Origin of the sequence: Tomitella biformata AHU 1821 (genome assembly GCF_000524475.1) — a bacterium.
GTDB lineage: Bacteria > Actinomycetota > Actinomycetes > Mycobacteriales > Mycobacteriaceae > Tomitella > Tomitella biformata.
On the sequence record NZ_BAVQ01000001.1, the window covers coordinates 1 to 23,357 of the forward strand.

General features: G+C 70.6%; 28 protein-coding genes and 1 tRNA gene. 16 read left to right on the forward strand and 13 right to left on the reverse strand.

Annotated features, from left to right (window positions below; translation table 11 throughout):
- Positions 1-70 precede the first annotated feature (70 nt).
- Both TBIF_RS00005 and TBIF_RS00010 read right to left on the reverse strand, forming a co-directional pair.
- On the reverse strand, positions 71-568 hold the full coding sequence (locus TBIF_RS00005; RefSeq protein ID WP_084611451.1) for an ABC transporter substrate-binding protein: 498 nt from the start codon (positions 566-568) through the stop codon (positions 71-73).
- Positions 531-1,004 (reverse strand): DUF4334 domain-containing protein, encoded by a 474-nt coding sequence (locus TBIF_RS00010; RefSeq protein ID WP_024792840.1) that lies wholly within the window; start codon positions 1,002-1,004, stop codon positions 531-533. Before TBIF_RS00010 ends, TBIF_RS00005 begins: the two co-directional genes overlap by 38 nt.
- 55 nt (positions 1,005-1,059) lie before the next feature.
- Here TBIF_RS00010 and TBIF_RS00015 point away from each other — a divergent pair, with 55 nt between their 5' ends.
- On the forward strand, positions 1,060-1,587 hold the full coding sequence (locus TBIF_RS00015; RefSeq protein ID WP_024792841.1) for a DUF488 domain-containing protein: 528 nt from the start codon (positions 1,060-1,062) through the stop codon (positions 1,585-1,587).
- Here the strand turns inward: TBIF_RS00015 and TBIF_RS00020 are convergent.
- Together TBIF_RS00020 and TBIF_RS00025 are read right to left on the reverse strand one after the other, a co-directional pair.
- On the reverse strand, positions 1,553-2,899 hold the full coding sequence (locus TBIF_RS00020) for an amidase (protein WP_024792842.1): 1,347 nt from the start codon (positions 2,897-2,899) through the stop codon (positions 1,553-1,555). The two genes, TBIF_RS00015 and TBIF_RS00020, sit on opposite strands and share 35 nt — an antisense overlap.
- The gene (locus tag TBIF_RS00025) at positions 2,896-3,858 is read right to left on the reverse strand and encodes a prephenate dehydrogenase (protein WP_148302105.1); all 963 of its coding nucleotides are present in this window, start codon (positions 3,856-3,858) and stop codon (positions 2,896-2,898) included. The genes TBIF_RS00020 and TBIF_RS00025 overlap by 4 nt, the downstream gene beginning before the upstream one ends.
- Positions 3,859-3,936: 78 nt before the next feature.
- On the opposite strand from TBIF_RS00025, the gene TBIF_RS00030 reads away from it, so the two are divergent.
- From TBIF_RS00030 to TBIF_RS00040, 3 genes are all read left to right on the forward strand, one after another.
- On the forward strand, positions 3,937-4,473 hold the full coding sequence (locus TBIF_RS00030; protein ID WP_024792844.1) for a tRNA adenosine deaminase-associated protein: 537 nt from the start codon (positions 3,937-3,939) through the stop codon (positions 4,471-4,473).
- A 20-nt stretch (positions 4,474-4,493) separates the two neighbouring features.
- Positions 4,494-4,928, forward strand: a complete 435-nt coding sequence (locus TBIF_RS00035; RefSeq protein WP_038169215.1) for a nucleoside deaminase — start codon at positions 4,494-4,496, stop codon at positions 4,926-4,928.
- A gap of 68 nt (positions 4,929-4,996) precedes the next feature.
- Positions 4,997-5,087: transfer RNA gene (locus TBIF_RS00040), tRNA-Ser, on the forward strand.
- A gap of 203 nt (positions 5,088-5,290) precedes the next feature.
- Here the strand turns inward: TBIF_RS00040 and TBIF_RS00045 are convergent.
- Positions 5,291-6,259 (reverse strand): sterol desaturase family protein, encoded by a 969-nt coding sequence (locus TBIF_RS00045; RefSeq protein WP_024792846.1) that lies wholly within the window; start codon positions 6,257-6,259, stop codon positions 5,291-5,293.
- Between the two features lie 87 nt (positions 6,260-6,346).
- Between TBIF_RS00045 and TBIF_RS00050 the strand changes: the two genes are divergently transcribed.
- From TBIF_RS00050 to TBIF_RS22455, 3 genes are all read left to right on the forward strand, one after another.
- On the forward strand, positions 6,347-6,895 hold the full coding sequence (locus TBIF_RS00050) for a hypothetical protein (protein WP_024792847.1): 549 nt from the start codon (positions 6,347-6,349) through the stop codon (positions 6,893-6,895).
- Between the two features lie 92 nt (positions 6,896-6,987).
- Positions 6,988-7,518 (forward strand): copper chaperone PCu(A)C, encoded by a 531-nt coding sequence (locus TBIF_RS00055; protein ID WP_024792848.1) that lies wholly within the window; start codon positions 6,988-6,990, stop codon positions 7,516-7,518.
- Positions 7,508-8,701 (forward strand): Dyp-type peroxidase, encoded by a 1,194-nt coding sequence (locus TBIF_RS22455; RefSeq protein WP_038169208.1) that lies wholly within the window; start codon positions 7,508-7,510, stop codon positions 8,699-8,701. The genes TBIF_RS00055 and TBIF_RS22455 overlap by 11 nt, the downstream gene beginning before the upstream one ends.
- Before the next feature lie 23 nt (positions 8,702-8,724).
- On the opposite strand, the gene TBIF_RS00065 is transcribed toward TBIF_RS22455, so the two are convergent.
- From TBIF_RS00065 to TBIF_RS00075, 3 genes are all read right to left on the reverse strand, one after another.
- Positions 8,725-10,032: a M1 family metallopeptidase gene (locus TBIF_RS00065; RefSeq protein ID WP_024792849.1), complete on the reverse strand. Its 1,308-nt coding sequence runs from the start codon at positions 10,030-10,032 to the stop codon at positions 8,725-8,727.
- Complete coding sequence (locus tag TBIF_RS00070; RefSeq protein ID WP_372435176.1) at positions 10,032-13,994, reverse strand: Pls/PosA family non-ribosomal peptide synthetase; 3,963 nt, start codon at positions 13,992-13,994, stop codon at positions 10,032-10,034. The genes TBIF_RS00065 and TBIF_RS00070 overlap by 1 nt, the downstream gene beginning before the upstream one ends.
- 65 nt (positions 13,995-14,059) lie before the next feature.
- Positions 14,060-14,521 (reverse strand): DUF6194 family protein, encoded by a 462-nt coding sequence (locus TBIF_RS00075; protein ID WP_024792851.1) that lies wholly within the window; start codon positions 14,519-14,521, stop codon positions 14,060-14,062.
- Between the two features lie 93 nt (positions 14,522-14,614).
- Between TBIF_RS00075 and TBIF_RS00080 the strand changes: the two genes are divergently transcribed.
- On the forward strand, positions 14,615-15,298 hold the full coding sequence (locus TBIF_RS00080) for a hypothetical protein (RefSeq protein WP_024792852.1): 684 nt from the start codon (positions 14,615-14,617) through the stop codon (positions 15,296-15,298).
- Positions 15,299-15,393: 95 nt separating this feature from the next.
- Here TBIF_RS00080 and rpsN read toward each other — a convergent pair whose 3' ends face one another.
- From rpsN to rpmB, 3 genes are read right to left on the reverse strand one after another with little or no spacing between them, the layout of a single operon-like run.
- Positions 15,394-15,699 carry a 30S ribosomal protein S14 gene (rpsN, locus tag TBIF_RS00085; RefSeq protein WP_024792853.1) on the reverse strand — a complete coding sequence of 102 codons (306 nt, stop codon included), beginning with the start codon at positions 15,697-15,699 and terminating at the stop codon, positions 15,394-15,396.
- Positions 15,699-15,866 carry a 50S ribosomal protein L33 gene (gene rpmG / locus TBIF_RS00090; protein WP_024792854.1) on the reverse strand — a complete coding sequence of 56 codons (168 nt, stop codon included), beginning with the start codon at positions 15,864-15,866 and terminating at the stop codon, positions 15,699-15,701. Before rpmG ends, rpsN begins: the two co-directional genes overlap by 1 nt.
- Complete coding sequence (gene rpmB / locus TBIF_RS00095) at positions 15,866-16,102, reverse strand: 50S ribosomal protein L28 (protein WP_024792855.1); 237 nt, start codon at positions 16,100-16,102, stop codon at positions 15,866-15,868. The genes rpmG and rpmB overlap by 1 nt, the downstream gene beginning before the upstream one ends.
- A 58-nt stretch (positions 16,103-16,160) precedes the next feature.
- Between rpmB and TBIF_RS00100 the strand changes: the two genes are divergently transcribed.
- From TBIF_RS00100 to ykgO, 4 genes are read left to right on the forward strand one after another with little or no spacing between them, the layout of a single operon-like run.
- Positions 16,161-16,406: a type B 50S ribosomal protein L31 gene (locus TBIF_RS00100; RefSeq protein ID WP_024792856.1), complete on the forward strand. Its 246-nt coding sequence runs from the start codon at positions 16,161-16,163 to the stop codon at positions 16,404-16,406.
- Positions 16,403-17,494: a GTP-binding protein gene (locus TBIF_RS00105; protein WP_024792857.1), complete on the forward strand. Its 1,092-nt coding sequence runs from the start codon at positions 16,403-16,405 to the stop codon at positions 17,492-17,494. Before TBIF_RS00100 ends, TBIF_RS00105 begins: the two co-directional genes overlap by 4 nt.
- A 10-nt stretch (positions 17,495-17,504) precedes the next feature.
- On the forward strand, positions 17,505-17,684 hold the full coding sequence (rpmF, locus tag TBIF_RS00110; protein WP_024792858.1) for a 50S ribosomal protein L32: 180 nt from the start codon (positions 17,505-17,507) through the stop codon (positions 17,682-17,684).
- The gene (gene ykgO / locus TBIF_RS00115) at positions 17,681-17,803 is read left to right on the forward strand and encodes a type B 50S ribosomal protein L36 (RefSeq protein WP_024792859.1); all 123 of its coding nucleotides are present in this window, start codon (positions 17,681-17,683) and stop codon (positions 17,801-17,803) included. The genes rpmF and ykgO overlap by 4 nt, the downstream gene beginning before the upstream one ends.
- A 34-nt stretch (positions 17,804-17,837) precedes the next feature.
- Here the strand turns inward: ykgO and TBIF_RS00120 are convergent, their stop codons facing one another.
- A complete protein-coding gene (locus TBIF_RS00120; protein ID WP_024792860.1) occupies positions 17,838-18,860 on the reverse strand; it encodes an AraC family transcriptional regulator in 1,023 nt (340 codons plus the stop codon).
- Positions 18,861-18,976: 116 nt separating this feature from the next.
- On the opposite strand from TBIF_RS00120, the gene TBIF_RS00125 reads away from it, so the two are divergent.
- The 4 genes from TBIF_RS00125 to TBIF_RS00135 all read left to right on the forward strand — a co-directional run bounded on the left by TBIF_RS00125 (position 18,977) and on the right by TBIF_RS00135 (position 22,972).
- A complete protein-coding gene (locus TBIF_RS00125; RefSeq protein ID WP_024792861.1) occupies positions 18,977-19,477 on the forward strand; it encodes a 2,4'-dihydroxyacetophenone dioxygenase family protein in 501 nt (166 codons plus the stop codon).
- Positions 19,478-19,502: 25 nt separating this feature from the next.
- Complete coding sequence (locus tag TBIF_RS22460; protein WP_038169211.1) at positions 19,503-21,065, forward strand: long-chain-fatty-acid--CoA ligase; 1,563 nt, start codon at positions 19,503-19,505, stop codon at positions 21,063-21,065.
- A gap of 102 nt (positions 21,066-21,167) precedes the next feature.
- Positions 21,168-21,362, forward strand: a complete 195-nt coding sequence (locus TBIF_RS22465; RefSeq protein ID WP_038169213.1) for a hypothetical protein — start codon at positions 21,168-21,170, stop codon at positions 21,360-21,362.
- Positions 21,363-21,382: 20 nt separating this feature from the next.
- Complete coding sequence (locus tag TBIF_RS00135; RefSeq protein WP_024792862.1) at positions 21,383-22,972, forward strand: FAD-dependent oxidoreductase; 1,590 nt, start codon at positions 21,383-21,385, stop codon at positions 22,970-22,972.
- Between the two features lie 200 nt (positions 22,973-23,172).
- Here the strand turns inward: TBIF_RS00135 and TBIF_RS26045 are convergent.
- A partial coding sequence (locus TBIF_RS26045; protein WP_235174402.1) for a hypothetical protein occupies positions 23,173-23,357 on the reverse strand: 185 nt, incomplete at its 5' end.

Below are 23,357 nucleotides of genomic sequence, written 5' to 3' on the forward strand. Positions count from 1 at the left end.
ATTGCCTACGAGGTAGCGTCAGTCGCAGTCGCTTCTGCGGCATAACCCCGTCCACTTTTCCGGGGGAACCTCACTCAGCCTCGTCCGTGGCGGCTTGCACCTTGATCAGGGCCGCATCCATCGCCGGATTTTGGTAGCCGAAAACGTTGTTGGTGGATTCCGATTGCAGCCCGCTATAGAGCCGAATGAACGGCGACACCTCGGCCAAGCTCAGGCCACTGAAGGCCAAGTCGTAGTCCTGCTGCACGCGTACCTTCTTCGAAACATCCCCAGAGCTGGTCTGGTAATCGATGTCGACGGTGAAGCCCACCGCCTGCAGCATGGACTGGATGGCCAACGCTTGCGACCGTGCCACTGGGCTGCTGGTGGTGGTGTAGGTGATGCGGCCGTCGTAGCCGTCGGCCTTCGCCTCCGCCAACAGCGCGGTGGCCTTTGCGGCGTCATAGCCGAGCGGCTCCACGTCTCCGTGCCACATCGACCAGGTCTCGATGATCGAGACCTGGCGGCGTGAGTTGCCTCTCCCCGGACGCCTACTCCCTCTCGAGCAGAAAATAGGCGTGCTGACCATTGTCGAGGCACAGTTCGGGCTTGCCGTTCATGATGCCCATCAAGGTGTTCGCGTCGACGCGCTTGAAGTGGTCGAACACCGCCTGGCCGTCGTAGACCATCGTCGCGGTGACCTCGCCGCGGAACTCGACATCCCACAGGCTCGCCTCGCCGCGGCCGAGCTTGACGTTGGAGAACAGCTCGCCGTCCGCATCCCGGCAGACCAGCGGCTTGGCATCGAGCAGCGAGTTGAACGTCTTGCCGTGCCAGCGGCTGGCGGGTAGAAGCCGACAGATCTGGTGGCCGGTCTGGAATACCGCGCCGCGGTATTGGCCGAGGATATCGGCGGCCCGGACGGTGTCGAGCGCGGCCCAAATGGCGTCGAGCTCGGCGGGCTGGACGCCCTCCGGCCACACCCGCAGCGCTTGGAAGTGGTCGCGAGCCTGGTCAATATCCATGGGGCCTCCTTGAAGTTATCGCCCAAACTAGCCAACGCCCGGCCTAGGGTGGGGCATGGTCACGATTTATACCGTAGGGCACTCGACGCACCCCATTGACGAGTTCATCGCGCTGCTGCGTGCCCACGGCGTCGAGCAGGTCGTGGATGTGCGGACCATCGCGAAATCCCGGCACAACCCGCAATTCGGTGAGGACCAAATCCGCGTGAGCCTGCCTGCGGCCGGCATCGAGTACCGCCGCCTGGAGGCGCTCGGCGGGCTGCGCCACACCACGAAGGCCTCGGTGAACGGGGAGTGGCGCAACGCGTCCTTCCGCGGCTACGCCGACTACATGCAGACGCCGGAGTTCGCGGCCGGCATCGACGAGCTGCTCGCACTGCACGGAACGACGGCCATCATGTGCGCAGAAGCCGTCCCGTGGCGTTGCCACCGCTCGCTGATCGGCGACGCGCTGCTGGTCCGCGGGGTGGAGGTCCTGGACATCTTCAGCCCCACGTCCGCGAAGCCGCACACGCTGACCTCGTTCGCGGTGGTGGACGGCGAGACCATCACATACCCGCAGTCATCCCCAGACCCAGAGTGATCGCCTCCGCCGGGTGCGTGCCGGGCACCCGCTGCTGGCCCTCGTTGGTGCCGAGGCCAGCGAGCTGGATGCCGACGGGCAGGCCGGGCGCGTCCGGCGCGGGCACCGACATCGCCGGCACGCCCAGGGTGTTGAACGGAATGCACATGCGCAGGATCTCGCGGCGCACCGGCAACCCGTCGATGCTCTCGTTGCCGATGGGGGTGGCGCGGATCGGGGTCGTCGCGGTGACCAGGCCGTTGAGCCCGAACTCCTGGCGCATGACCCGCAGCGACTCATCCCGCATCCGGCGCATCGAGCGCAGCGCCCGCAGATAGTCGACGGCGGAGCGGTCAGCCTGCGCGGCAAGGAGTTTCGCGACGGACGGCTGGTAGTCCGCGGACCGTCGAGAGAACAGCTCCGCGTGCGTCTCGTAGGCCTCCGAGCCGGCGATTGCGGCATAGGTCGCGGACATCTCCTCGGCGTGCGGCATCTCGACGTCCACGAGTTCCACCCCGGCCTGGACGAGGGCCGCGCAGGCCCGGTCGAGGGCCTCCGCGATCACGGGATCGCGCACCTCCCACAGGGATCCGCGCAGCCGGCCGACGCGGAGGCCGGCGATGGGCCAGGGGGTGCGGGCGATACCGGGGATCGCGCCCCACGCCAGGCCGGCGTCCACGACGTCCGCGGTGAGCAGCCCCATGTGGTCGAGCGTCGTGGACAGCGGGAAAGCGCCGTCGGCGGGCAGCGCGCCATAGGAGGGCTTGAACCCCACAACTCCGCACAGCGCGGCGGGGGCACGGACGCTGCAGCCGGTATCGGTGCCGATGGCAAGGGGCACAACCCGTTTCGCCACCAATGCTGCGGATCCGGACGAGGAGCCGCCGGTGATGCGCGTCGGATCGTGCGGGTTCGCGGCGGGACCTGCGGCGTTGGCCTCGCCGGTGCAGCCGTACGCGAACTCGTGCAGGTGGGACTTGGCCACGACGATCGCGCCGGCCTCGCGCAGGCGTTTGATCAGCAGCGCGTCGTGCTGAGCGGGCGGCGCGTCGGCTAGCGCGGCGCTGCCGCAGCGGGTCGGCATCCCGGCCACGTCGATGTTGTCCTTGATGGCCACGGCGACCCCGTGCAGCGGGCTGCGCCAACGATCGCCGGCCAGCTCCGCGTCCAGCAGCGCGGCCTCGGCGAGCGCCGTGTCGTCACAGCGCTCGGCGACGAGGTTCTCCCACGGCGTGCCGTGCAGCCCGTCGAGGGCGCGCAGGGTGTGCTCGATGTGCTCGGTGACCGTGACCTCTTTACGGGCCAGCGCGGAGGCGAGTTCGCGAAGGGTCATGCCGTCACCTCGCACCACACGCCGCCGGCGCGGCCCGCGTCGCGCAATTGCTCGCGCCAGCCGGGTATGCCGGGCTCTAGGTTGCGGATCTCGCTGCGCCGGGCCTGCTCATAGTTGCGGCGGGCGGCGTGGCCGTTGTCGGTGAGCTCGGTGAGGTCGTTCTGGGCGGCCAGCGAGGCGCGGGCGTTGGTGAGCAGCTCGAGGGCCTCGTCGAGCGCGCCCAGGAGGGCCGTCGAGTTGCCCTCGCACATCGCCCGCACCAGCTCGGGGGCGGTGGCGGCGACGCGGGTGCCGTCGCGGAAGGAGCCCGCGGCCAGGGCCAGGGCCAGCTGGCTGCCCGCGCCCACGCTCGCGAGGGCCTCGGCGAGCAGGTGCGGCAGGTGCGAGATGCGGGCGACGGCGGCGTCGTGCTCGGCGGACTCGGCGGGCACCACCTGCGCGCCGGCGTCGACGGCCATCGTCGCGACCTGCGTCCACACCTGCGGGTCCGCGCCCTCGTCGACGGTGACGACCCAGACGGCGCCGGTGAACAGCTCGGCGTAGCCGGCGGCCCAGCCGGACTCCGCGGTGCCGGCCATCGGGTGCCCGCCGACGAAGCGGGGGAGCAGGCCGTGCTCGGCGACGGCGTCGCGCACCGGCTGCTTCACGGACACGACGTCGGTGAGGGCGCAGCCCGGCGCGTGCGCGGCGATGGCGGCCGCGACCTGCCCCACGATGGGGGTCGGCACCGCGATCACGATCAGGGCGTCCTGCTCGGCGGCCCGGCGCAGCGCCGCGGCGAGGTCCGCGGTGGCGTCGAAACCGGCCGCCTCCGCGTCGCGCACGGTCTCGGGGGAGCGGTTGTAGCCCCACGCGGTCCGGCCCGCCGCGACGAGGGCGCGCAGCAGGGAGCCGCCGATCAGGCCCAGGCCTAGCACGCAGACGGGCGGGCGGGCGGGTCCTTCAAGTGGTGTCGACACCAGTCAAGGTTGGCACATCTTGAGCCGCTGCAGGATGGGGACTCGTGCCGGGGGGCTAGGACGGCTACCGTTGCGCGCATGGCTGCACAACGTGAGGGCTCCACTAACTCCGAGACCTCCGACGACGAACTCGACGGCTTCGCGATCGCCGTGACCCGCGAGGAAGGGCGTTGGACCTGCACGCCCCTTAGCTCCGACGCTTTGACGAGCCTGGAGGACGCAGAGCGGGAGCTCCGTGAGCTGCGCAGCTCCGGCGCGGTATTCGGGCTCATCGACGTCGACGAGGCGTTCTTCCTGGTGGTGCGCCCCGGGCCGGGCGGCACCGCGCTGGCAATCTCCGACGCGGCCTGCGCCATCGACTACGACATCGCCGCCGACGTCCTCGACGCCCTCAACATCGAGGCCCCCGAGCTGTCTCCCGAGGAGCTCGAGGAGATCGATCCGTGGGCGGAGGGTGATCTTGGCCTGCTGGCGGATCTGGATCTGCCCGAGCCCGTCCTCGGCGTCATCATGGACGAGTTCGAGCTGTACCCGGACGAGCAGCTGGGCATGATCGCGCAGCGCATGGGCTTCGCCGACGAGTTCGCGGCGGTGCTCGACAAGATGTCCCGCTAACGGTGCTGTCCGACGCCGAGATGGTCGGGGTGGCCCTGGCAGCGGCGGCGGCCGCCCCCGCGGGGGATGTGCCCGTCGGCGCGGTGATCTTCGACGCCGACGGCAACGAGCTGGCCCGTGCCGCGAATGCCCGTGAGGCGCTTGGCGATCCGACTGCGCACGCCGAGATCCTGGCGCTGCGCGAGGCCGCCCGCGTGCACGGAGACGGCTGGCGGCTCGAGGGCACGACGCTCGCCGTCACCCTCGAGCCCTGCACGATGTGCGCGGGCGCCCTGGTCCTCGCCCGGGTCGGCCGCGTCGTGTTCGGCGCCTGGGAGCCGAAGACGGGCGCCGTCGGCTCGCTGTGGGACGTGGTGCGGGACCGCCGCCTGACCCACCGCCCCGAGGTGCACGGCGGTCTCCGCGAGGCCGAGTGCGCCGCGCTGCTCGAGGATTTCTTCAGAAACCAGCGCTGAACTTGGTGAAAACAGTCGCTGACCTGGCGATTGGGTTGATTGGACGTCGCTCCGGTAGTGTATTTCCCGGTGGCGTGTCCGAGCGGCCGAAGGAGCGCGCCTCGAAAGCGCGTGGCGGGTAACCCCCGTCCGTGGGTTCAAATCCCACCGCCACCGCCAAAGATCCCTCCGCCTGTTTACGCAGGTGGGGGGATTTTTTATGCCCGACGCGGAGCGGCCATTCCCGCAGCCCTTCCTGCATGCCGCATGCGCTGCAGGGGCTGCGGCACGCGAATAGGCCCGTTTCTCGGCCCGGCCTCGTCCAGTCGAATGATCGAAGGGCACTTGAGGGGCATGCCGGTCGTCTCCGGCTCTCAGGGCGATCAGGAGCGACTGCGACTGGGCTCGGCGGCCGGATCGGGCTCAGGTGCCCACCCGGGCGGCCCGAACGTGTGCCCCAGCTTCGCCCGCCAGCCCTTCGCACCGCGCCAATCCCGGGCGATCGCCTGGTACTCGCGGACTTGCAGCCGCCAGAGGTTGTTCGTGTCGACGGGTTGGGTCAGCCCGTAGAGGGGCCGCCTCGTCTCGGGGGTGAAGGTGCCGAACATCCGGTCCCAGATGATGAGGATGCCGCCGTAGTTGCGGTCGAGGAAGTCCTGGTCGCGGCCGTGGTGCACGCGGTGGTGCGAGGGGGTGTTGAAGAGGAACTCGATCGGCCGTGGCAGCTTCTGGACCCGCTCGGTGTGGATGAAGAACTGGTAGACGAGGCTCACGGAGAAGCCGACGAACACCAGCGCCGGCGGCATCCCGAGCAGCGGCAGCGGCAGGAACATCAGGATCTCGCCGCTGTTGTTCCACTTCTGGCGCAGCGCGGTCGCGAGGTTGTAGTGCTCGCTGGAGTGGTGCGCCTGGTGGGTGGCCCACATGAGCCGCACGCGGTGCGCCATCCGGTGATAGGCGTAGTAGAGCAGGTCGACGCCGACGATGAGGAGCAGCCACGTGTACCAGGCACCCGGCGGCAGATGCCACGGCGCGATATAGACGTAGACCGCCGCATATCCGATGAGCGCCAGCGCCTTCCACGCCGCGAGCGTCGCGATCGACACCAGCCCCATGCCGATGCTGGCCCTTGCGTCCGCCGCGTCGTAGCCGCCGACAGGGGGATGCGCGCGCATGTCCGACGGCCCCATGCCCGACGCGCCGATGTTCGCTGTGGCCTCGGAGCGTGCTCGCGCGATGGCGACACCCCACTCGATCAGCAGGAACACGACAAAGGCCGGGATGGCGAACGTGACGGGGTCGCGGAGGGGGTCGAGCAGCGACGCCCAGGAATCGGACAAGGTTTCCCACATGCGCTCCACTATGGCGCCGGACGCGGTGTGTGTGGCCCAGTCCGCAGGATTGCGTCGGGCATCGCGGTCCCACGTACGATCTGACGCGTGAGAAGCCGTCAGGTCGGGGTCGCCAAGGTGCGAGGCACCTTGGTTGGCGCGATCTCCGGGGCGGTGAGCATTCTCGCCCATGGTGTCGGCTCCAGGGCGATGACCGGAGCCCCGATGCCCGGGCCCAGCATGAGCTCCGTCCTGCTGCTGATCGCCGCGTGCGCTGCGATTGGCACGGCCGCGGCCAGCGTCCGCGCGCCGCGCCATGAATGGCTGCTGCTGGCGGCGACGTTGACCGGCGGACAGGCCGTCGGGCACCTGATGCTCTCGCTGCAGCCGATGGAGCCGCATTCGTCAGGCCTCGGCCTCGGCATGCTCTCCGCCCACGCGGGCGCCGTCGCGGTGTCCGCGGCGCTGATCCGCGCGGCCGAGTACGCCTACCTGGCCGCGGTCGCGGTGTGGCAGCGCGTGCGCCCGCCAGTCGGCTCTCCGGAGCCGTGCGAGGCGCGCCCGCTGGTCGCGATCCCCGTGGTCCGGGCCACCGTTGCCCGCAGCCTGCTGCTCGCCAGCGCCGGCGGCACCCGCGGTCCGCCGCTGCCAGCCTGACACCGCCCTTCAACGACAGAACTCTCTCGCGCCTCGCCCCCGTCCCTTGCGACCAGGGGCTGATTGGCGCGCACCCAGGCAAGGAATCACACATGAACATTTTTCGTCGCTCCGCCGTCCTCATCGCCAGCGCGTCCGTCGGGGCGCTGGTGCTCGCCGGCTGCTCGTCCGACGCCACCGGGCCGGCGGCGGACTCGGTCGTGGTGACCGATCAATGGGCCAAGGCCGCGGGCTCCGGCATGACGGCCGTGTTCGCCACCGTGGAGAACACCGGCGGACAGGACATCCAGGTGGTGTCCGCGTCCTCACCGCTCTCCGGCGCCGTTGAGCTGCACGAGGTCGCCGACGGGAAGATGCGCCAGAAGGAGGGCGGCTTCACCATTGGCGCGGACCAGTCCCACACCCTCGCCCCGGGCGGGGACCACATCATGCTGATGGACCTGACCGGGGCGGTCGCGCCGGGCTCGAACGTCGAGATCACGCTGACCCTCGGCGACGGCACCACCACCACATTCGAGGCGCAGGCGCGGGACTTCAGCGGCAACAACGAGGAGTACGGCGACGCGGACTCGGCCGACGGCATGGACGGCCTGGACCATGGGTCGATGAACCATGGCTCCTGAGTCGGGCCTCAGCCGTCGCGGCCTGCTCGGCGGCGGCGCCCTCGCTCTCGGCGCGGGGCTGGCCGGCGCCGGGCTGGGTTGGGGCGCCGGATCGGCGACAGCTTCGTCCGATGCGGTCGCGATCGGCGGGGAGCGCGTGCCGTTCTTCGGCCCGCACCAGGCGGGGATCACCACCGATCCGCAGTCCTTCGCCACGTTCGTCGGCCTGGACCTGCGGGCCGGGTCGGACCGGGAGTCGCTGACGCGGATCCTGCGGCTGTGGACCGAGGACGCGGGGCGGCTCACGCAGGGCCGGCCCGCGCTCGCAGATCGGGAGCCCGAGCTGGCCGACGCGCCGTGGCGGCTGACGGTGACGGTGGGCTTGGGTCCGGGAGCCTTCGTCGGGCTCGCGGACAAGCGTCCGGAGTGGCTGCGGCCGCTGCCGGCGTTCCCAATCGACGCGTTCGACGTCCGCTGGCCGGGCACTGACCTCGTGCTGCAGGTGTGCGCGGATGATCCGATGGCCGCCGCGCACGCCGTCCGGGTGCTCACCAAGAACGTGTGCTCGATGGCGGCTCTGACCTGGGTGCAGCGCGGATTCCGGGGCACCCGGCCGGCGGGAGTGACGATGCGCAATCTCATGGGCCAGGTCGACGGCACCGTCCAGCCCGCGCCGATCGATCACGACGCGCTGGTGTGGGACGACGGCGCCGCGCAGCCCTGGCTCAAGGGCGGCACCTCGCTGGTGCTGCGGCGAATCCGCATGGAGATGGACACCTGGGACGAGGTGGACACGCCGCTGCGGAACCTCGTGCTGGGCCGGGAGCAGACCTCCGGCGCGCCGTTGACGGGGTCCGCCGAGCGCGATGCGCCGGACTTCACGGCCACCGACGCGAACGGGATCATAGTGATTCCGCCGGCCTCGCACATCGCCCGCGCGCACCGGCGCACCGACCGCGAGCAGTTCCTCCGGCGCGCGTACAACTACGACGACCCGCCGCCGCCCGGCGAGACGTCGGACACCGGGCTGCTGTTCGCGACCTACCAGCAGGACGTGGACGCTCAGTTCCTGCCGGTGCAGCAGCGGTTGGCGGAGCAGGACGCGCTCAACGAGTGGACCACCCCGGTGGGCTCGGCGGTGTACGTGATCCTGCCCGGCGCCCAGCCCGGCGGCTACCTGGGGCAGAGCCTCCTAGAGGATTGACCTGACGCTGCCGCCGGCCTTGTTCACAGGGTCGGCGGCAGCGCCGGGCTCAGCAGCCAGTCCGTCCAAAGTGGTTGCAGTGGAACGGCGCTGAAGCTCGCGGCGATCTCGAGGAAGTCCGCGGTCTCGACGGTGCAGTGCCGGTGGCGGCGGGTCCACTCGCGCAGCAGCGCGAAGAACTTCTCGTCGCCGAGGGCCCCGCGCAGCGCGTGCAGGACCAGTGCCCCGCGCTTGTAGAGGCGGTCGTCGAACATCAGGTCCGGGCCGGGGTCCACCGGGAGTAGGTCCTGCGGCAGGGCCGCGAGCATGGCATGTGCGGCGGCGGCCAGGGCGGCGGCGGACGGCCCGCCGGAGCGCTCGGACCAGAGCCACTCGGCGTAGCAGGCGAAGCCCTCGTTGAGCCAGATGTCCCGCCAGCGGCGCAGGCCCAGGCTGTTGCCGAACCACTGGTGCGCCAACTCGTGCGCGACGAGGCGCTCCTCCGGGTTGGTGCCGTCGCAGTGGTTGGCTCCGAAGATCGACATCGCCTGCGCCTCAACAGGTATCTCCAGCTCGTCCTCGGTGACCACCACCGTGTACGAGGGGAACGGGTACGGCCCGAAGAGCTCCTCGAACACTGCCATCATCTGGGGCTGGCGGGCGAAGTCGTGGGCGAAGTCGGCGCGCCGGGCGGGCGGGATCGCGGCCCGGATCGGCACCTGGGCGGGTTGCTCGAGGAGCTCGTAGCGGCCGATCTGCAGGGTGGCGAGGTAGGTGGCCATCGGCGCGGCCTGCTCGTACACCCACGTGGTGTGCCCGGCCCGGGCGCGCCTGCTGACCAGCTCGCCGTTCGCCAGCGCCAGATATTGCGACTCGGCGGCGATCGAGATCCGGTAGCTGGCCTTGTCGCCGGGGTGGTCGTTGCACGGGAACCACGACGGGGCGCCGGTCGGCTGGGCCGCGACCAGCGCGCCCTCCGTCAGCTCCTCGAAGCCCGCCTCACCCCACGGCCCGGCGAGCGGCGCGGGAGAACCGCTGTAGCGCACGGTGATCCGCAGCGCGGAGCCGACGGGCGCGGGGCGCGGCAGCGTGATCGACAGCCGCCGGCGCCGGTGGCTGAACTTCACGGCGCGGGCCTCGTTGACCGACACCCGCGCGACGCCCATCGACGGCGCGAGATCCAGCGTCAGCTTCGTCAGGTCTACGGCGGCCACCGCGGTGATCACGGCCTGCCCGGCCAGCCGGTTGGAGGCGACCTTGTACTCGAGCTCCAGGTCGTAGCGGGTGACCCGGTAGTCCGTGTGGCCGTGGCCGGGGGCGTACGGGTCGACGCCGGGATCGGGGGACCCCATCAGCGGAGCACCTGGGGCGCTGCAGCCTGGGGCGCGATGGGATTGCCCTGCCAGCGGGTCGACGGCGGGACGGCGTCGCCGCGCATGACGAGGGAGGCGGGGCCGATGGTCGCGCCGGCGCCGATGTGGGCGGCGGGCAGCGCGACGCAGTGCGGTCCGAGGGTGGCGCCCGCGCCGAGGGTGACGGTGTCCATGCTCATGATCCGATCATGGAACAGGTGCGTCTGCACCACACATCCGCGATTCACGGTGGCCCCGTCGCCGAGCGTGACGAGGTCCGCCTCGGGCAGCCAGTAGCTCTCGCACCAGACGCCGCGGCCGATGTCCGCGCCGAGGGTGCGCAGCCACAGGTTCAGCACCGCGGTGCCGGTGGCGGCGCGCGCGAACCAGGGCGCGGCGACGGTCTCGACGAATGCGTCGGACACCTCGTTGCGCCAGACGAAGCCGCTCCACAGTGGATGCTCCACCGCGCCGATCCGGCCGACCATCAGCCACTTTGCGGCGGTGGTGACCCCGCCCGCGACGGCCCCTGCGGCCAGCAGCACGAGGCCGCTGAGCAGCCCGGCGGCGGCGAAGCCCCAGCGCACCGCGATGGCCTCCAGCGCGAGCAGCACGCCGAGGCCGATGCCGAACGTCACCAGCACCGCCGCGAGCCGGCACGTCTCGACCAGCCCGCGGGCCACGCGCAGGCACCGCGGCGGGGCGTAGGTGCGGCCGGTCTCGGCGTCGGCGGCCTTGCGGCGCAGGCGCACCGGCGGGCTGCCCAGCCAGGAGGTGCCGGCCTTGGCCTTGCCCGGCGTCGCGGAGAGCACGGCGACGAGCGCGTTCTTGGGGACGGTGCGACCGGGGGCGGTCATGCCGGAGTTGCCGAGGAAGGCCCGCTTGCCGACCTTCGCGTGGTCCACCCGCAGCCAGCCGCCGCCGAGCTCGTAGCTGCCGATCATGGTGTCGTCCGCCAGGAACGCGCCGTCGCCCACGGTGGTGAGCTTGGGCAGCAGCAGCACGGTGGACGCCTCGACGTCCTTGCCGATGTTGGTGCCCAGCAGCCGCAGCCACACGGGAGTCAGCAGGCTCGCGTACAGCGGGAACAGGAAGGTGCGGGCGGAGTCCATCAGCCGCTCGGTGGCCCACACCTGCCAGCCGACGCGGCTGCGGACGGGGTAGTGGCCGGGTGTCAGGCCGATGCCGAGCAGGCGCACGCCGGCCAGCGTCGCGGTGGCGAACACGCCCAGGGCGAGCAGTGTCGCGGCCGGCAGCATGGCGAGCGCGCGCAGGGCGGCGCCGCCCAGGGTCGCCGCGTCGCGCGCCCACCAGCCCATGAGCGCGACGCCGGCGGCGAGCGAGAGGAGGGGCAGCGCGGAGAGGGCGACGGCCGTCGCGCCGTAGACGGGGACCCAGCGCGACGCGCGGGGCGGGCGCTCGGCCGGCCATCGTCTCGACGCCTTGCCGGACTTCACGGCGGGGGAGCCGGTCCAGCGCTGGCCCGCGCGGACCTTCCCGTCGACGGCGGAGCCCGCGGCGATCTCGGCGTCATCCCCGACGCGGGCACCGGGCAGCAGGATCGAGCGAGCGCCGACGGTGGCTCGCTCGCCGATCTCGATGGCGCCGATGTGCACGAGGTCGCCGTCTATCCAGTTGCCGGATAGGTCCACCTCGGGCTCCACGGCCGCGCCCTCGCCGACGGTCAGCAGGCCGGTGACCGGAGGCAGGGTGTGGAGGTCGACGCCGCGGCCGATGTCCGCGCCGAGCGCGCGGGCGTAATAGACCATCCACGGCGCGCCGGAGAGGTTCGTGGCGCCGCTGGCCTCCGCGAGCCGCTCGGCGGCCCACAGCCGCAGGTGCACCGAGCCCCCGCGGGGGTGCGCGCCGGGTGTGACCCCGCGCAGCAGCAGGCGCGCGCCAGCCACAGAGACCGCCATCCGGCCGATCGGGGTGACGAAGAGGAGGAACGCGGCGAGCAGGGCCCACCAGCTGACGGTCGGCGCCCACGGCCCGGCGGACCCGCGGGCCGCGGCGAGCACGTTGTTGGCGAACGCGAGCCAGGTGGCCCACTGCAGACCGGTCAGGGTGGTCAGCGGCAGGGTCGCGGCGATCTGCGCCCACTGCGCGCGACGCGGCACCGGGCGGACATGGCGGGTCTGCGCGGCGGCGACGGGGGCCAGCGCGTCGAGCATCTCGGCCAGCGAGCCCAGCCGGGGGTGGTCGTACAGCTGCGCGACGGTGACCTCGGGGAACCGCTCCCGCAGCGCGCCGACGAGCTGCGCGGCCGCCAGGGAGCCGCCGCCGAGCGCGAAGAAATCGTCGTCCGGGCCGGTCGCCGGCGCACCGAGGATCTGCGACCACTGGGCCGCGACCCACCCGGCCGTGCCCGTCAGGTCGGATTCGGCGGGCGTGGCGCTCGGCAGCGGCCAGGGCAGCGCGTCGCGGTCGACCTTGCCGGAGGTGCGGATCGGCAGCTCGTCGACGCGGGCCAGCAGCGGCACCAGCGCGGCGGGCAGTGACTGCGCGAGCGCGCCGCGGGCCGCGGCGAGGTCCAGGCTGTCCTCGGCGGCGAGGTAGCCGACGAGCACCTTGTTCCCGGCGGGGGTCGTGCGCACGGCTGCGGCCGCGCCGTTGACGCCGGGCAAGGCCGCCAGCGCCGCATCGAGCTCGCCCAGCTCGATGCGGCGGCCGCCGATCTTGATCTGGTCGTCGACGCGGCCCTGGAACAGCAACCCCGCCCGCTCGAGCCGGACCAGGTCGCCGCTGCGGTAGGCCCGGTCCCAGCCGAGCGTCGGCATCGGCGCGTACTTCTCCGCGTCCTTGGCGGGGTCGAGGTAGCGGGCCAGGCCGACGCCGCCGATCACGAGCTCGCCCACCTCGCCCTCCGCGGCGGGCCTTTGCTCAGCGTCGACGACGGCGAGGTCCCAGCCGTCGAGGGGCAGCCCGATGCGCACCGGCTCGCCGGGCCGCAGGATCGCCCCGCACGCGACGACCGTCGCCTCGGTGGGGCCGTACGTGTTCCACACCTCGCGGCCGAGCCGGTCCGGGCCGCCGGCGAGCCGGTCGACGAGCTCCGGCGGGCAGGCCTCGCCGCCGAAGATCAGCAGCCGCACGGCCTCGAGGGCCTCCGCGGGCCACAGGCCAGCCAACGTGGGGACGGTGGAGACGACGGTGATGTCGCGGGTGATCAGCCACGGCCCGAGGTCCATGCCGCTGCGCACCAGCGAGCGGGGCGCGGGCACCAGGCAGGCCCCGTGCCGCCAGGCCAGCCACATCTCCTCGCACGAGGCGTCGAACGCCACCGACAGCCCGGCCAGCACCCGATCGCCGGGGCCCAGCGGCGCGTCCTGGAGGAACATCCGGGCTTCGGCGTCGACGAAGGCCGCCGCGTTCCGGTGCGTCACCGCGACGCCCTTGGGGGTGCCGGTGGAGCCGGACGTGAAGATGATCCACGCGTCGTCCTCGAGCGCGGGCGGCCGCGGCTGGGCGCCCCGGCTCGGCGCGGTGCCCGGGGCCAGGCCGTCGGCGGTGAGGACCCCCACCACTCCCGCCTCGCCGAACACCAGGCTCGCCCGCTCCTCCGGGTCATCCGCGTCCACGGGCACATACGCCGCGCCCGCCGCCAGCACCGACAAGATCCCCAGGTACAGGGCCTGGGTGCCCGACGGCATCCGCACCCCGACCCGGTCGCCCGGCCCGACGCCCCGCTCCGCCAGCCATGCCGCGCCCGTCGCGATCTCGGCGGCCAGCTCGCGGTAGGTCAGCGTCGAGGCGCCGTCGTCGATCGCCGCCGCGTCCGGATGCGCCGCCGCGGTGGCCTCGACGATGTCGATCAGCGTGCGCGGGGCCGGCGCGCGCGAGCCACGCAGCATCGGGTCCGCCAGGCCGGTGTCGGCGAGCTGGGCGGGCTGGTTCGGCGGCGCTGTTGGCGGCACTCGGGGTCCTTGGGTTCGGCGGGGTGAATCCGTGCTCCCTCTTATCCCACGCCCGGGTGTCCGACCGGTGAACAGCGGATATGCGGGGAATGACGGGGGCGTGAAATCTGTCAGTTCGCGCGGTGGTGGCGCGCAGCGCGATTCCCGGCCTCGGCGATCAGCCCCCTGACCTGCTCCGTCGTCCGAAGGCTCGGGCACACGACGCAGACCCAGGCTTGCTGACTGTACGACGGATGGGGGAGCAGCACGTCCAGTTCGGCATAGTCGAATGCGCCGTGGTGCTCGGCGTGCGCGCTGGGCGCATGGCCGATTAGCGCGTGGAAGCGGTCCCGGCCCACCGCGATGTTGACGCGGTAGACGCCGTCGCGGTCCAGGCGGGAGAGCTCGTCAAAGCCCGCGTAGTCGCGCGTGACGACGGTGGCGAACGGGAACTGCCGGGCATGCGGGTCATCGGCAGGGTCGTAGAACAGGAAGGTGTCGCCCCACGCGGACTCGGGCGCGCCGGTCTCCGGGCCCGCGGTCACGGCGACCACGCCGGGCAGCGCGGCGGCGAAGTCGATGATCGATTCCATCTGGCAAGGGTAATCCGCCAGGAGCTGCTGTGGCGGTCGGCAGCCGGGTACGGGCACAATCAGCGCCAGAGCCGCAACAGGAGAGAGGGCAGCATGGCAGCCGAGAAGGCAGTGGGCATCGAGGTGGGCACAACGCTTTCCGTGGCGATGGTCAGCCCGGTCGCCAGCGGGCTGATCCGAACCTGGACGGACTCGGAGAGCCGGCTGTGGAGTGTCGATGACCCGGCAGCGCTGGGCGAACTCATCGGGCGTGGCGTCATCGCCCGAACGGCCGTGTCGGATAACCTCTTCCGCGAGGTCGCGCTGCTGGATGCAGAGGCCGGCACGTTGGTCGTTCAGGAGCGGTTCGCCACCGCGGACGACGCGGGTCACAAGGGGCGGGTCTTCCACCTGGGTGCGCCCGCCGCGCCGCAGAACAATCCGTGGGATGACCTGCAGGACTTCATCGCGGCCGCCGCGCTGGCGGCGGCGCAGCGCGGGGAGTTCCTATCGGTGGAGAGCGGCGGCGGGGACGCGTCGCCGACCCCCGCGTTCTTCTTCACGCTGATCGAGGAGGACGGCCAGGTCGTTTCGGTCATCGAGGCGTCCCCGCCGCCGCGTGGCACTGAGGTCTGGCCGGAGGTGCCGGTTGATCAGGACAGCTGCTCGCTGCACGCCCCGCTCGCGGAGGACACGCTCACAGTGGTGGGCATCTTTGCGTCCGCGGCGCTCGACTCGTGGGGGCTGGACCCCTGGGCGGTGGCGGCGACGTTCGGCCGGGCCGACGACGCGAAATAGCGGCGGCGCGGGGCCGGGGCCCGCCCCGCACCACCGCCCACCCGGCAGCCGGCGGGGCCTCCCGAGTCTTCGGTAGAGGCCCCGCCGGCGGTCTCTCACCAACTGGACTTTCGCACCCCGGGCAGCTCGCCGCGGTGGGCCGCCTCGCGGAACCTGATGCGCGAGAGGCCGAACTTGCCGACGAGCCCGCGCGGGCGGCCGTCGACGCTGTCCCGCCCGCGCACCCGCACCGCCGCCGAGTCCCGCGGCAGCCGGCTCAGCGCACGGCTGGCCGCCATTCGCTCCTCGATTGACGTGCTGAGATCCTTTGCCGCCTTGCGTAATTCGGTCCGCCGGTGGGCATGGCGGGCGACGAGGGCCTTGCGCCGCTCGTTCGCGGCGATCTTCGACTTCTTCGCCATCAGCGCTCCTCCTTGAACTCGACGTGCCTGCGCACGACGGGATCGAATTTGCGCAGGACCAGGCGGTCCGGGTTGTTGCGCCGGTTCTTGCGGGTGACGTACGTGTAGCCGGTGCCGGCGGTGGACTTGAGCTTGACCACGGGTCGAATGTCGTTGGAGCGGGCCATCAGAATTTTCCTCCTCGAGCGGTGATGTCGGCGACCACGGCGTCGATGCCGCGCTTGTCGATGGTCTTGATGCCGCGGGCGCTGACGGTCAGCGTCACGAATCGGCCCAGGCTGGGTGCCCAATAGCGCTTGCTCTGGATGTTCACGTCGAAGCGCCGCTTGGTGCGCCGATGCGAGTGCGAGATCTGATGGCCGAAGCCCGGGCGGGCTCCGGTCACCTGGCAGGTGCGAGACATCCTTCTCCTTATGTGTAATGATTATCGTTATCAATAAGACTAGCGTAGGAGATGCGAGATGAAGCAAGGGATCCACCCTGAATACCGGCCGGTGGTCTTCCGGGACCGCGCCGGCGGGCTCGAGATATTGACGCGATCGACCATGACGAGCGAGCACACCACCGAGTACGAGGGCCGCACCTACCCAGTGATCGACGTCGATATCTCCGTCGCGAGCCACCCGTATTGGACGGGCGCGAGCCGCCTCGTGGACGCCGAGGGCCGGGTGGAGCGCTTCCGCCGTCGTTATGGGGCCGGCCGGTGAGGACGCCTGTCATCCTGATCGCCGGCATCGCGGACGAGCCGATGGCGGCCGCGACTATCGCGCTGCAATGGGACCTGCCCCGCGCGGTCGTGGTGCAGCACCGGATCGACGTCGCCGCGAGCACGCTCACCCGGGTGGTCAGCGACGCGACGGGGGTGCTGGAGCGGGAGGAGATCGACCTGGCGCACGCATGTGTGAGCTGCGCGGTCCGCGAGGACATCGTGCCCACCCTGGAGCGGCTGGCCGGGCTTGGCCGGTGGGGCGCGGTGATCGCGTGCCTGCCGGTCACCGCCGAGGCGGTCCAGGTGTGCCGGGTGCTGGGGTGGGCCCCGCACAACTTCCCGCACACCCGGATCGCGGCGACGATCACCGCGCTCGGCCGCGCCACGCTGCTGCAGGATCTGCTGGGCGACGACCGCGTCGACGAGCGCGGGCTGCAGACCAGTGCCGAGGACTTCCGGGGCGTCGCCGAGATAGCGACCGCCATGGTGGAGTACTCCGACGTGGTCCTGGCCACGGATGGGGACCGCGCCATCGACGGCGACGCGGCGGTCGGCGTCGGCCTGCTGCGCGCGCTCGTCCGGCCCGGCGCGGGCGTTCTCGTCGACACCGGCCACCTCAACGCGGCGGTGCTGGCGGCGGGAGTGCACGTGCACCGGGCCGCCGAGGAGTGGGTCGCGGAGGTGCGCCGCGGCCCACTGCCGCCCATGCCCGACGGGGTGTGGCGGCTGGACCTGCGCTCGGGCCGCCCCTTCCACCCCGATCGACTGTACGAGCAGATCCAGACGCTCGGCGGCGGGCCGCACCGGTCGCGGGGCTGCTTCTGGCTGCCCAGCCGGCACGGGCAGATCTGCAACTGGGAAGGGGCCGGCGGGCACTTGAGCATCGGCGCCACCGAACGGTGGGGTGGGGCCGTGCCGCTGACCCGGCTGACGGTCGTCGGCGTCGAGGGCGGCGGCGACGAGATAGCCGAGGCTTTCCGGTCCTGCCTGCTCAGCGACGTCGAGCTCGAGGACCGGGGCCGCTACTGGGAGGTCGACGAGGACGGCTTCGAGCCGTGGCTGGGCGCAATTTCCATCGACCATTAGGAGAAGAACCATGGCAGTACCCAAGCGCCGCACCTCGCGGAGCAACACGCGCCACCGCCGCTCGGCCTGGCGTGCGGAGCCCGTCCCGCTGGTGCCCGTCACCGTGGACGGGCAGACATTCCAGGTGCCCCGCCGGCTGGTCAAGGCCGTCAGGCTTGGCCTCGTGCACCCCGTACAGGAGAGAAAATGAAGGTCCGTAACTCGCTCAAATCGCTCAAGGACAAGCCTGGCGCGCAGGTGGTGCGCCGACGGGGCCGGATATTCGTGATCAACAAGAAGGAGCCGCGATTCAAGGGGCGGCAGGGCTGATCGGCGGCTGGACTGACTCCTGGCCGGTGGGGAGTCACAAGGTCGGGCCGCTGGGCCGGGCCGCCTCCTGCAGTCCTCGGCGGACGGCGAGGGGCGGCTTCCCGAACCACCGGCGGCAACTGCGGGACAGCGTGCTCTGCTCGGAGTACCCCAGCTGCTGCGCGATCTCCCCGACCGAGATATGGAGCGACTCCAGTAGCTGTTCGGAGAGTCCCCGGCGCCAGTCGTCGAGCAGGATCTCGAAAGTTGTTCCCGCGCTGGCCAACTGTCGTTGGAGCACGCGGGGGTGCAGCATCAACTCGTCGGCCACATCGACGATGTTGCCTCGTCCAATCGGGGTGAGCTTGTCGACCAGCTCGAAAACCTGCTGGTCGATGTCGAGGTGGCGATGCTGCGTGCCGAGGTAGCGGCTGGCCAAGGCGTGGGCCTGGGTATCTCCACCCCGGATGGATCGGCTCAATACTCCAGTGGGGAACACGAGGGAGTCTTCTTCGGCGTCGAACTGGACTGGGCACCGGAAGTAGTCGAGGTACACCTCCTCGTCGGATATGCGCGAATGGCGGAAAGTGATCCGGTTGGGGCAGAAACCGGAGTCCGTCAGTAGCTCGAACATGCCAAGGATCACGCCGAGGCAGAGCTCGATCATGTGCCCGCGGTAGGGGAGTCGCCGGACCGTGATGGCAAAGGTGAACTGGGACTCCCGGGCACTCGAGCGGAGGCCTGCCTCGATAGCCGGACTGTAGATGTGCAGGTACTTGATCACCCCGAGCAGCGCCTTCTCCACGGAGCCGGCGTTGCGGGCCAGCACCGCGATGGGACCGAGCATGTCCAGGCTCTGTAGCCGGGAGACCCGCAGGCCGAAATCGGGGACGCGGAGGCTCTCCGCCGCGGAGCCGACGACGGTGGCGAGCGCGGTGTAGGTGATGAACCGGTTGTAGTCGCCGACGATGGCTGGGTCCACCCCTGCGTCGGAGATCAACGCGTCGGGATCGCCGCCGTGCGCGGCGATCAATTGCGGGACGTTCACGAGCGAGGATGCGCGAACCAGGTCGGCCATGGTCGTCAATTGTCAAGAACAAGTCGCGAACTGTCAAGAAGCGGAGCGACTTGTCTGTGACTCTTGACACAGATCGGCGGACCCCGGGCATTAGCCCCACAGCAAGGAGACTGACCATGAGCACCTCATTCCAAATCCCAGCCGCGCTGACGATGCAGACCCAAGACCTCCCCTGGGCGCACGGCGCGCTGGCGCCGGGGCTGTCCATTCAGCTGTTCATCGCCGACGTCGAGGCCGGGATGTTCGTGGTCAAGACCCGCTTCCAGCCGGGCACCGTGATCCCCACCCACTTGCACACCGGCGCGGTGCACGGCTTCACCGAGTCCGGCAGCTGGCACTACCGCGAGTACGGCGCGGAGTCGCTGAACGTGGCGGGCTCCTACATCTACGAGCCGCCCGGCTCCACGCACACCCTCGAGGTGGCCTCGGACATCACCGAGGTGACCGACGCGATCTTCATCATCCACGGCGCGCTGGTGAACCTGGACGAGTCCGGCAACCTCCTCAACACCGTCGATGCGGGCGCGGCCCGGGATCTGTACTTCGGGCTCCTCGAGGAGCAGGGTGAGCCGCGCCCGAAGATCATCGTCGGCGGCAACTGCACTTACAGCAACTAGTCGCACAGACTCGAGGAGATCCGAAGTGAATGAGAACGTCTCCGCGGCGCTCGAGCGCGCGGTGCAGCTATTCGGCGACCGCGAGGCGATGGTCGACGGGGCGGCCCGGTGGACCTACCGCGAGCTAGACGCCAGGGTCAGATCCTTCGACGCCGCGTTGGACGACCTCGGGCTCCAGCTCGGGGACGTTGTCGGAGTGCTGGCGAAGAACAGCAGCGCGCACCTGGTCGCGTGGCTGGGCGTGCCCCGCAGCGGGCGGGTGCTCAACGAGCTCAACACTCGGCTCTCGCAGCCGGAGCTCGAGTTCATCCTCGACGACTCGAGTGCGCGGGCGCTGATCGTCGACGAGGATTTCCTCGCCGCAGGCCGCGCACTGATCCAGTCCTGCCCAGACCTGACGACCCTGCTTTACGCGGGCAGGGGCGACTGCCCGCCGGACTGCGTCTCCTTCGAGGAGGTGACCACGCGCGGCGGGGAACCGCGGCAGGTCGAGGTCGCCGGCGACGCCGTCGCCGGGATCTTCTACACCGGCGGCACCACCGGCCGGCCCAAGGGCGTGCTGCTCACGCACAACAACCTCATGGCCAACGCCAAGCACGCCCTGATCTGCCTCGGCTACACCGACCGCGACACCTACCTGCACGCCGGGCCGATGTTCCACCTGGCAGACGGGGCGTCCACCGTCGCGCTCACCTGGGTTGGTGGCAAGCACGTCATCGTGCCCGGGTTCGTCCCCGAGCAGTGGCTGGCCACCGTGTCGGCGGAGCGGGTCACCCGGGCGATGATCGTGCCGACGATGGTCACGATGCTGCTGGCCAAGCCATTTCCCGCGGGCACCGACGTCTCCTCGCTCAAGTCGGTGCTCTACGGCGCCTCCCCGATGCCGCAGGCCGTGTTGCGGTCCGCGGCGGCGGCGCTCGGCTGCGACTGGTGCCAGGTCTACGGGATGACCGAGGCCGCGCCGATCGTGTCCTTCATGACTTTCGAGGACCATCGCGACGGGCTGAGCGGCACGGACCCCGACGCCTCGGCTCGGCTGCGGTCCGCAGGCCGGCCCATCGTCGGCGTGGAGGTCGAGATCCGCGACCCGAACGGCATGCCAGTCGAGGTCGGCGAGGTCGGCGAGATCGTGCTCCGCGGCGCGAACATCATGGCGGGCTATCTGAACCGGCCCGAGGAGACGGCCGAGGCGCTCATCGCCGGCGGCTGGTACAGATCCGGCGATATGGGCTACCTCGACCAGGGCGGCTACCTGTTCGTGGTGGACCGGCTCAAGGACATGATCATCTCGGGCGGCGAGAACGTGTACAGCACCGAGGTGGAGAACGCCCTATACCGACATCCCGACGTGTTGGAGGTGGCGGTCTTCGGGCTGCTGGACGAGCGCTGGGGGGAGGCCGTGCACGCGGCGGTGTGCCTTCGCGAGTCCGCGACCACCACCCCGGAGGAGTTAGCCGCCCACACGCGGGAGCTCATCGCGGGCTTCAAGGTGCCGCGGGTGATCCACATCCTCGACGCCGCGCTGCCGAAGTCCGGCGCGGGGAAGATCCTCAAGCGGAATCTGCGGGAGCAGTTCGCCGCAGGATAGATCCAGATCAGCTCGCGGTGGTCACGCATTTTGCGGACCGCCGCGAGCTTTTTTGTCGACTCTCAACAGCGGGGCCGAGCCATTGCCCGGGGAATTGGCGCGGTGGCTGATCCGCAATTCCGCCTGGCGGTATCCACGGTCGACGCGCAGCGCCGGGCCAGACGAAAGTTGACGCGGAGCACGCTCGGCAATCGGTGGACGCTGACGGTGGTGGCCCTAGCGGCGATCACCGCGTTGACGATCGCCACGGACGCGGGCAATGGCTATTCATCAGGCTTGGTCCTCGGCTATTTCTGAATTGCGAGAGAGGCACGAAATTGGAAAATGCAGCAGCAGATGACAGCTACGACGTCATCGTCGTCGGTTCGGGCGCCGGCTTGGTTGGCGCCCTCGCATCGGCCGCACGGGGTCTGAAGACCCTGGTCATCGAGAAGACCGAGTTCGTCGGCGGCACCACCGCGTACTCGGGTTCGGGCTTGTGGCTGCCGGGCAACGCCGCCGAGCGCCGGGGCGGCGTGGACTCGGGTCCCGATGCCGCGCGCCCCTACCTGGACGAGATCATCGGCGACGATGCCCCCGTCGCATTGCGGGAGGCATTCTTGCGGGTGGGCGAGCCCATGATCGATGAGCTTGAGACCCACGAGTGGCTCGGCGAGTTCTTCTGGCAGGGCGTCCCCGACTACTTCGAGAAGGCCACGGGAGCCCTCGCGGGCGGCCGCACCATCTTCCCCCAGCCGCTCGAGCGGGCGGCCCTGGGCGATCTCGAGCCGATGGTCCGGCGGCCGCAGTGGGCCGAGCGCTCCGGCGCGGATCCGGGCGAGACGATGACCGGCGGACAGGCACTGATCGCCCGCCTGCTGCTGGCGTTCACGGCGACCGGCAACGGGACCGTCCGCACGAACACCGCGCTGACGCGGCTGCTGGTGGAGGATGGCCAGGTGGTCGGCGTCGAGGCGACCTCGGATGGCGGCCCGATCACCTTGCGCGCTCGCCGCGGCGTGCTCCTGGCGGCCGGCGGCTATGAGCGGAACCTCGAGCTCCGGCAGAAGTACCAGCCTGAGGTCGCGGGCGAGTGGTCGCAGGGGGCGCCGGGCAACATGGGTGACGCGCTCCTCGCCGGCATGGAGATCGGCGCGGCGACGGCACTGCTCGACGAGGCTTGGTTCGCCCCTGGCCTGGTGGTGCCGAATGAGCGCCCGGTCTTCTACACCTCGGTGTGGAGTGGCATCTGGGTGAACCATGCGGGCGAGCGCTTCATGAACGAGCGGCTGCCCTATGACCGCTCTGGGCACGAGATCCTCAAGGAGCAGCGTTCCTCCGGGGGAGCGGCCATCCCGACGCACTGGGTGTTCGACCAGCGGCAGGTGGACAACGAGCGGGCATTCGCCTCGCCGCCGGTGGCGCCGCAGTCCACGACCTGGCTGGATGTGGACAAGTTCCTCGCAGCCGGCGTCTTCAAGAAGGCGGACACGCTCGAGGAGTTGGCCGAGGTCATCGGCGTGCCCGCCGGGGCACTGGTCAAGAGCGTCGAGCAGTTCAACGAGTACGCGCGCGCCGGCAAGGACGAGGCGTTCGGCCGCGGCGAGGCGCCCTGGGACAAGATCATCGTGCCGATGTGCGGCAGCCACGAGGACGGGGCCAACCCCTGCCTAGGCGTGATTGACAAGGGGCCGTTCTACGCGGCGCAGATCGTCCTGTCGGACCTCGGGACCAAGGGCGGGCTGCAGACGGACGAGAACTCCCGGGTGCTGCGCGAGGACGGTTCAGTAATCGCCGGCCTTTACGCCTCGGGCAACACCATGGCGCCGATGACCGGGCGGATCTACCCTGGCGCCGGCGGCCCAGTCGGCTCGTCGATGGTGTTCTCCTACCTGGCGGCCCTGGACATGGCGGCTGCAGAGGCCTGACTACCCTGCGTCCACACCACCGGCGATGGCCTCACGGAGAACGCTCCGGGGCCATCGCCGCCTCCGTGATCGAGGAGCCCGTGGTGTCTTTCCGCTTGATGGAAAACTGTATAGACATCGGCAAGTAATTGTCGGAAAGTAGTATCCAGGCCGAAAGAAACGGCTTCCGGTGAATCGCAGTGTGGTTGTCCCAGGCGGATTCACAGAGCTGATAAGAGCTCGATCATGGCGGTGTGTCCGTGATTATTCATAAATAGTTCGCTGCCGGGATTATTCGGCGTCCGGACATTGTCTCGAAATAGTTTTGGTGGATGAGGAAGGCAAGTCGGATGAGTGATGAAGTTCGGGTGTGGATTGAACATGATTTGTGCACCGGTGACGGTTT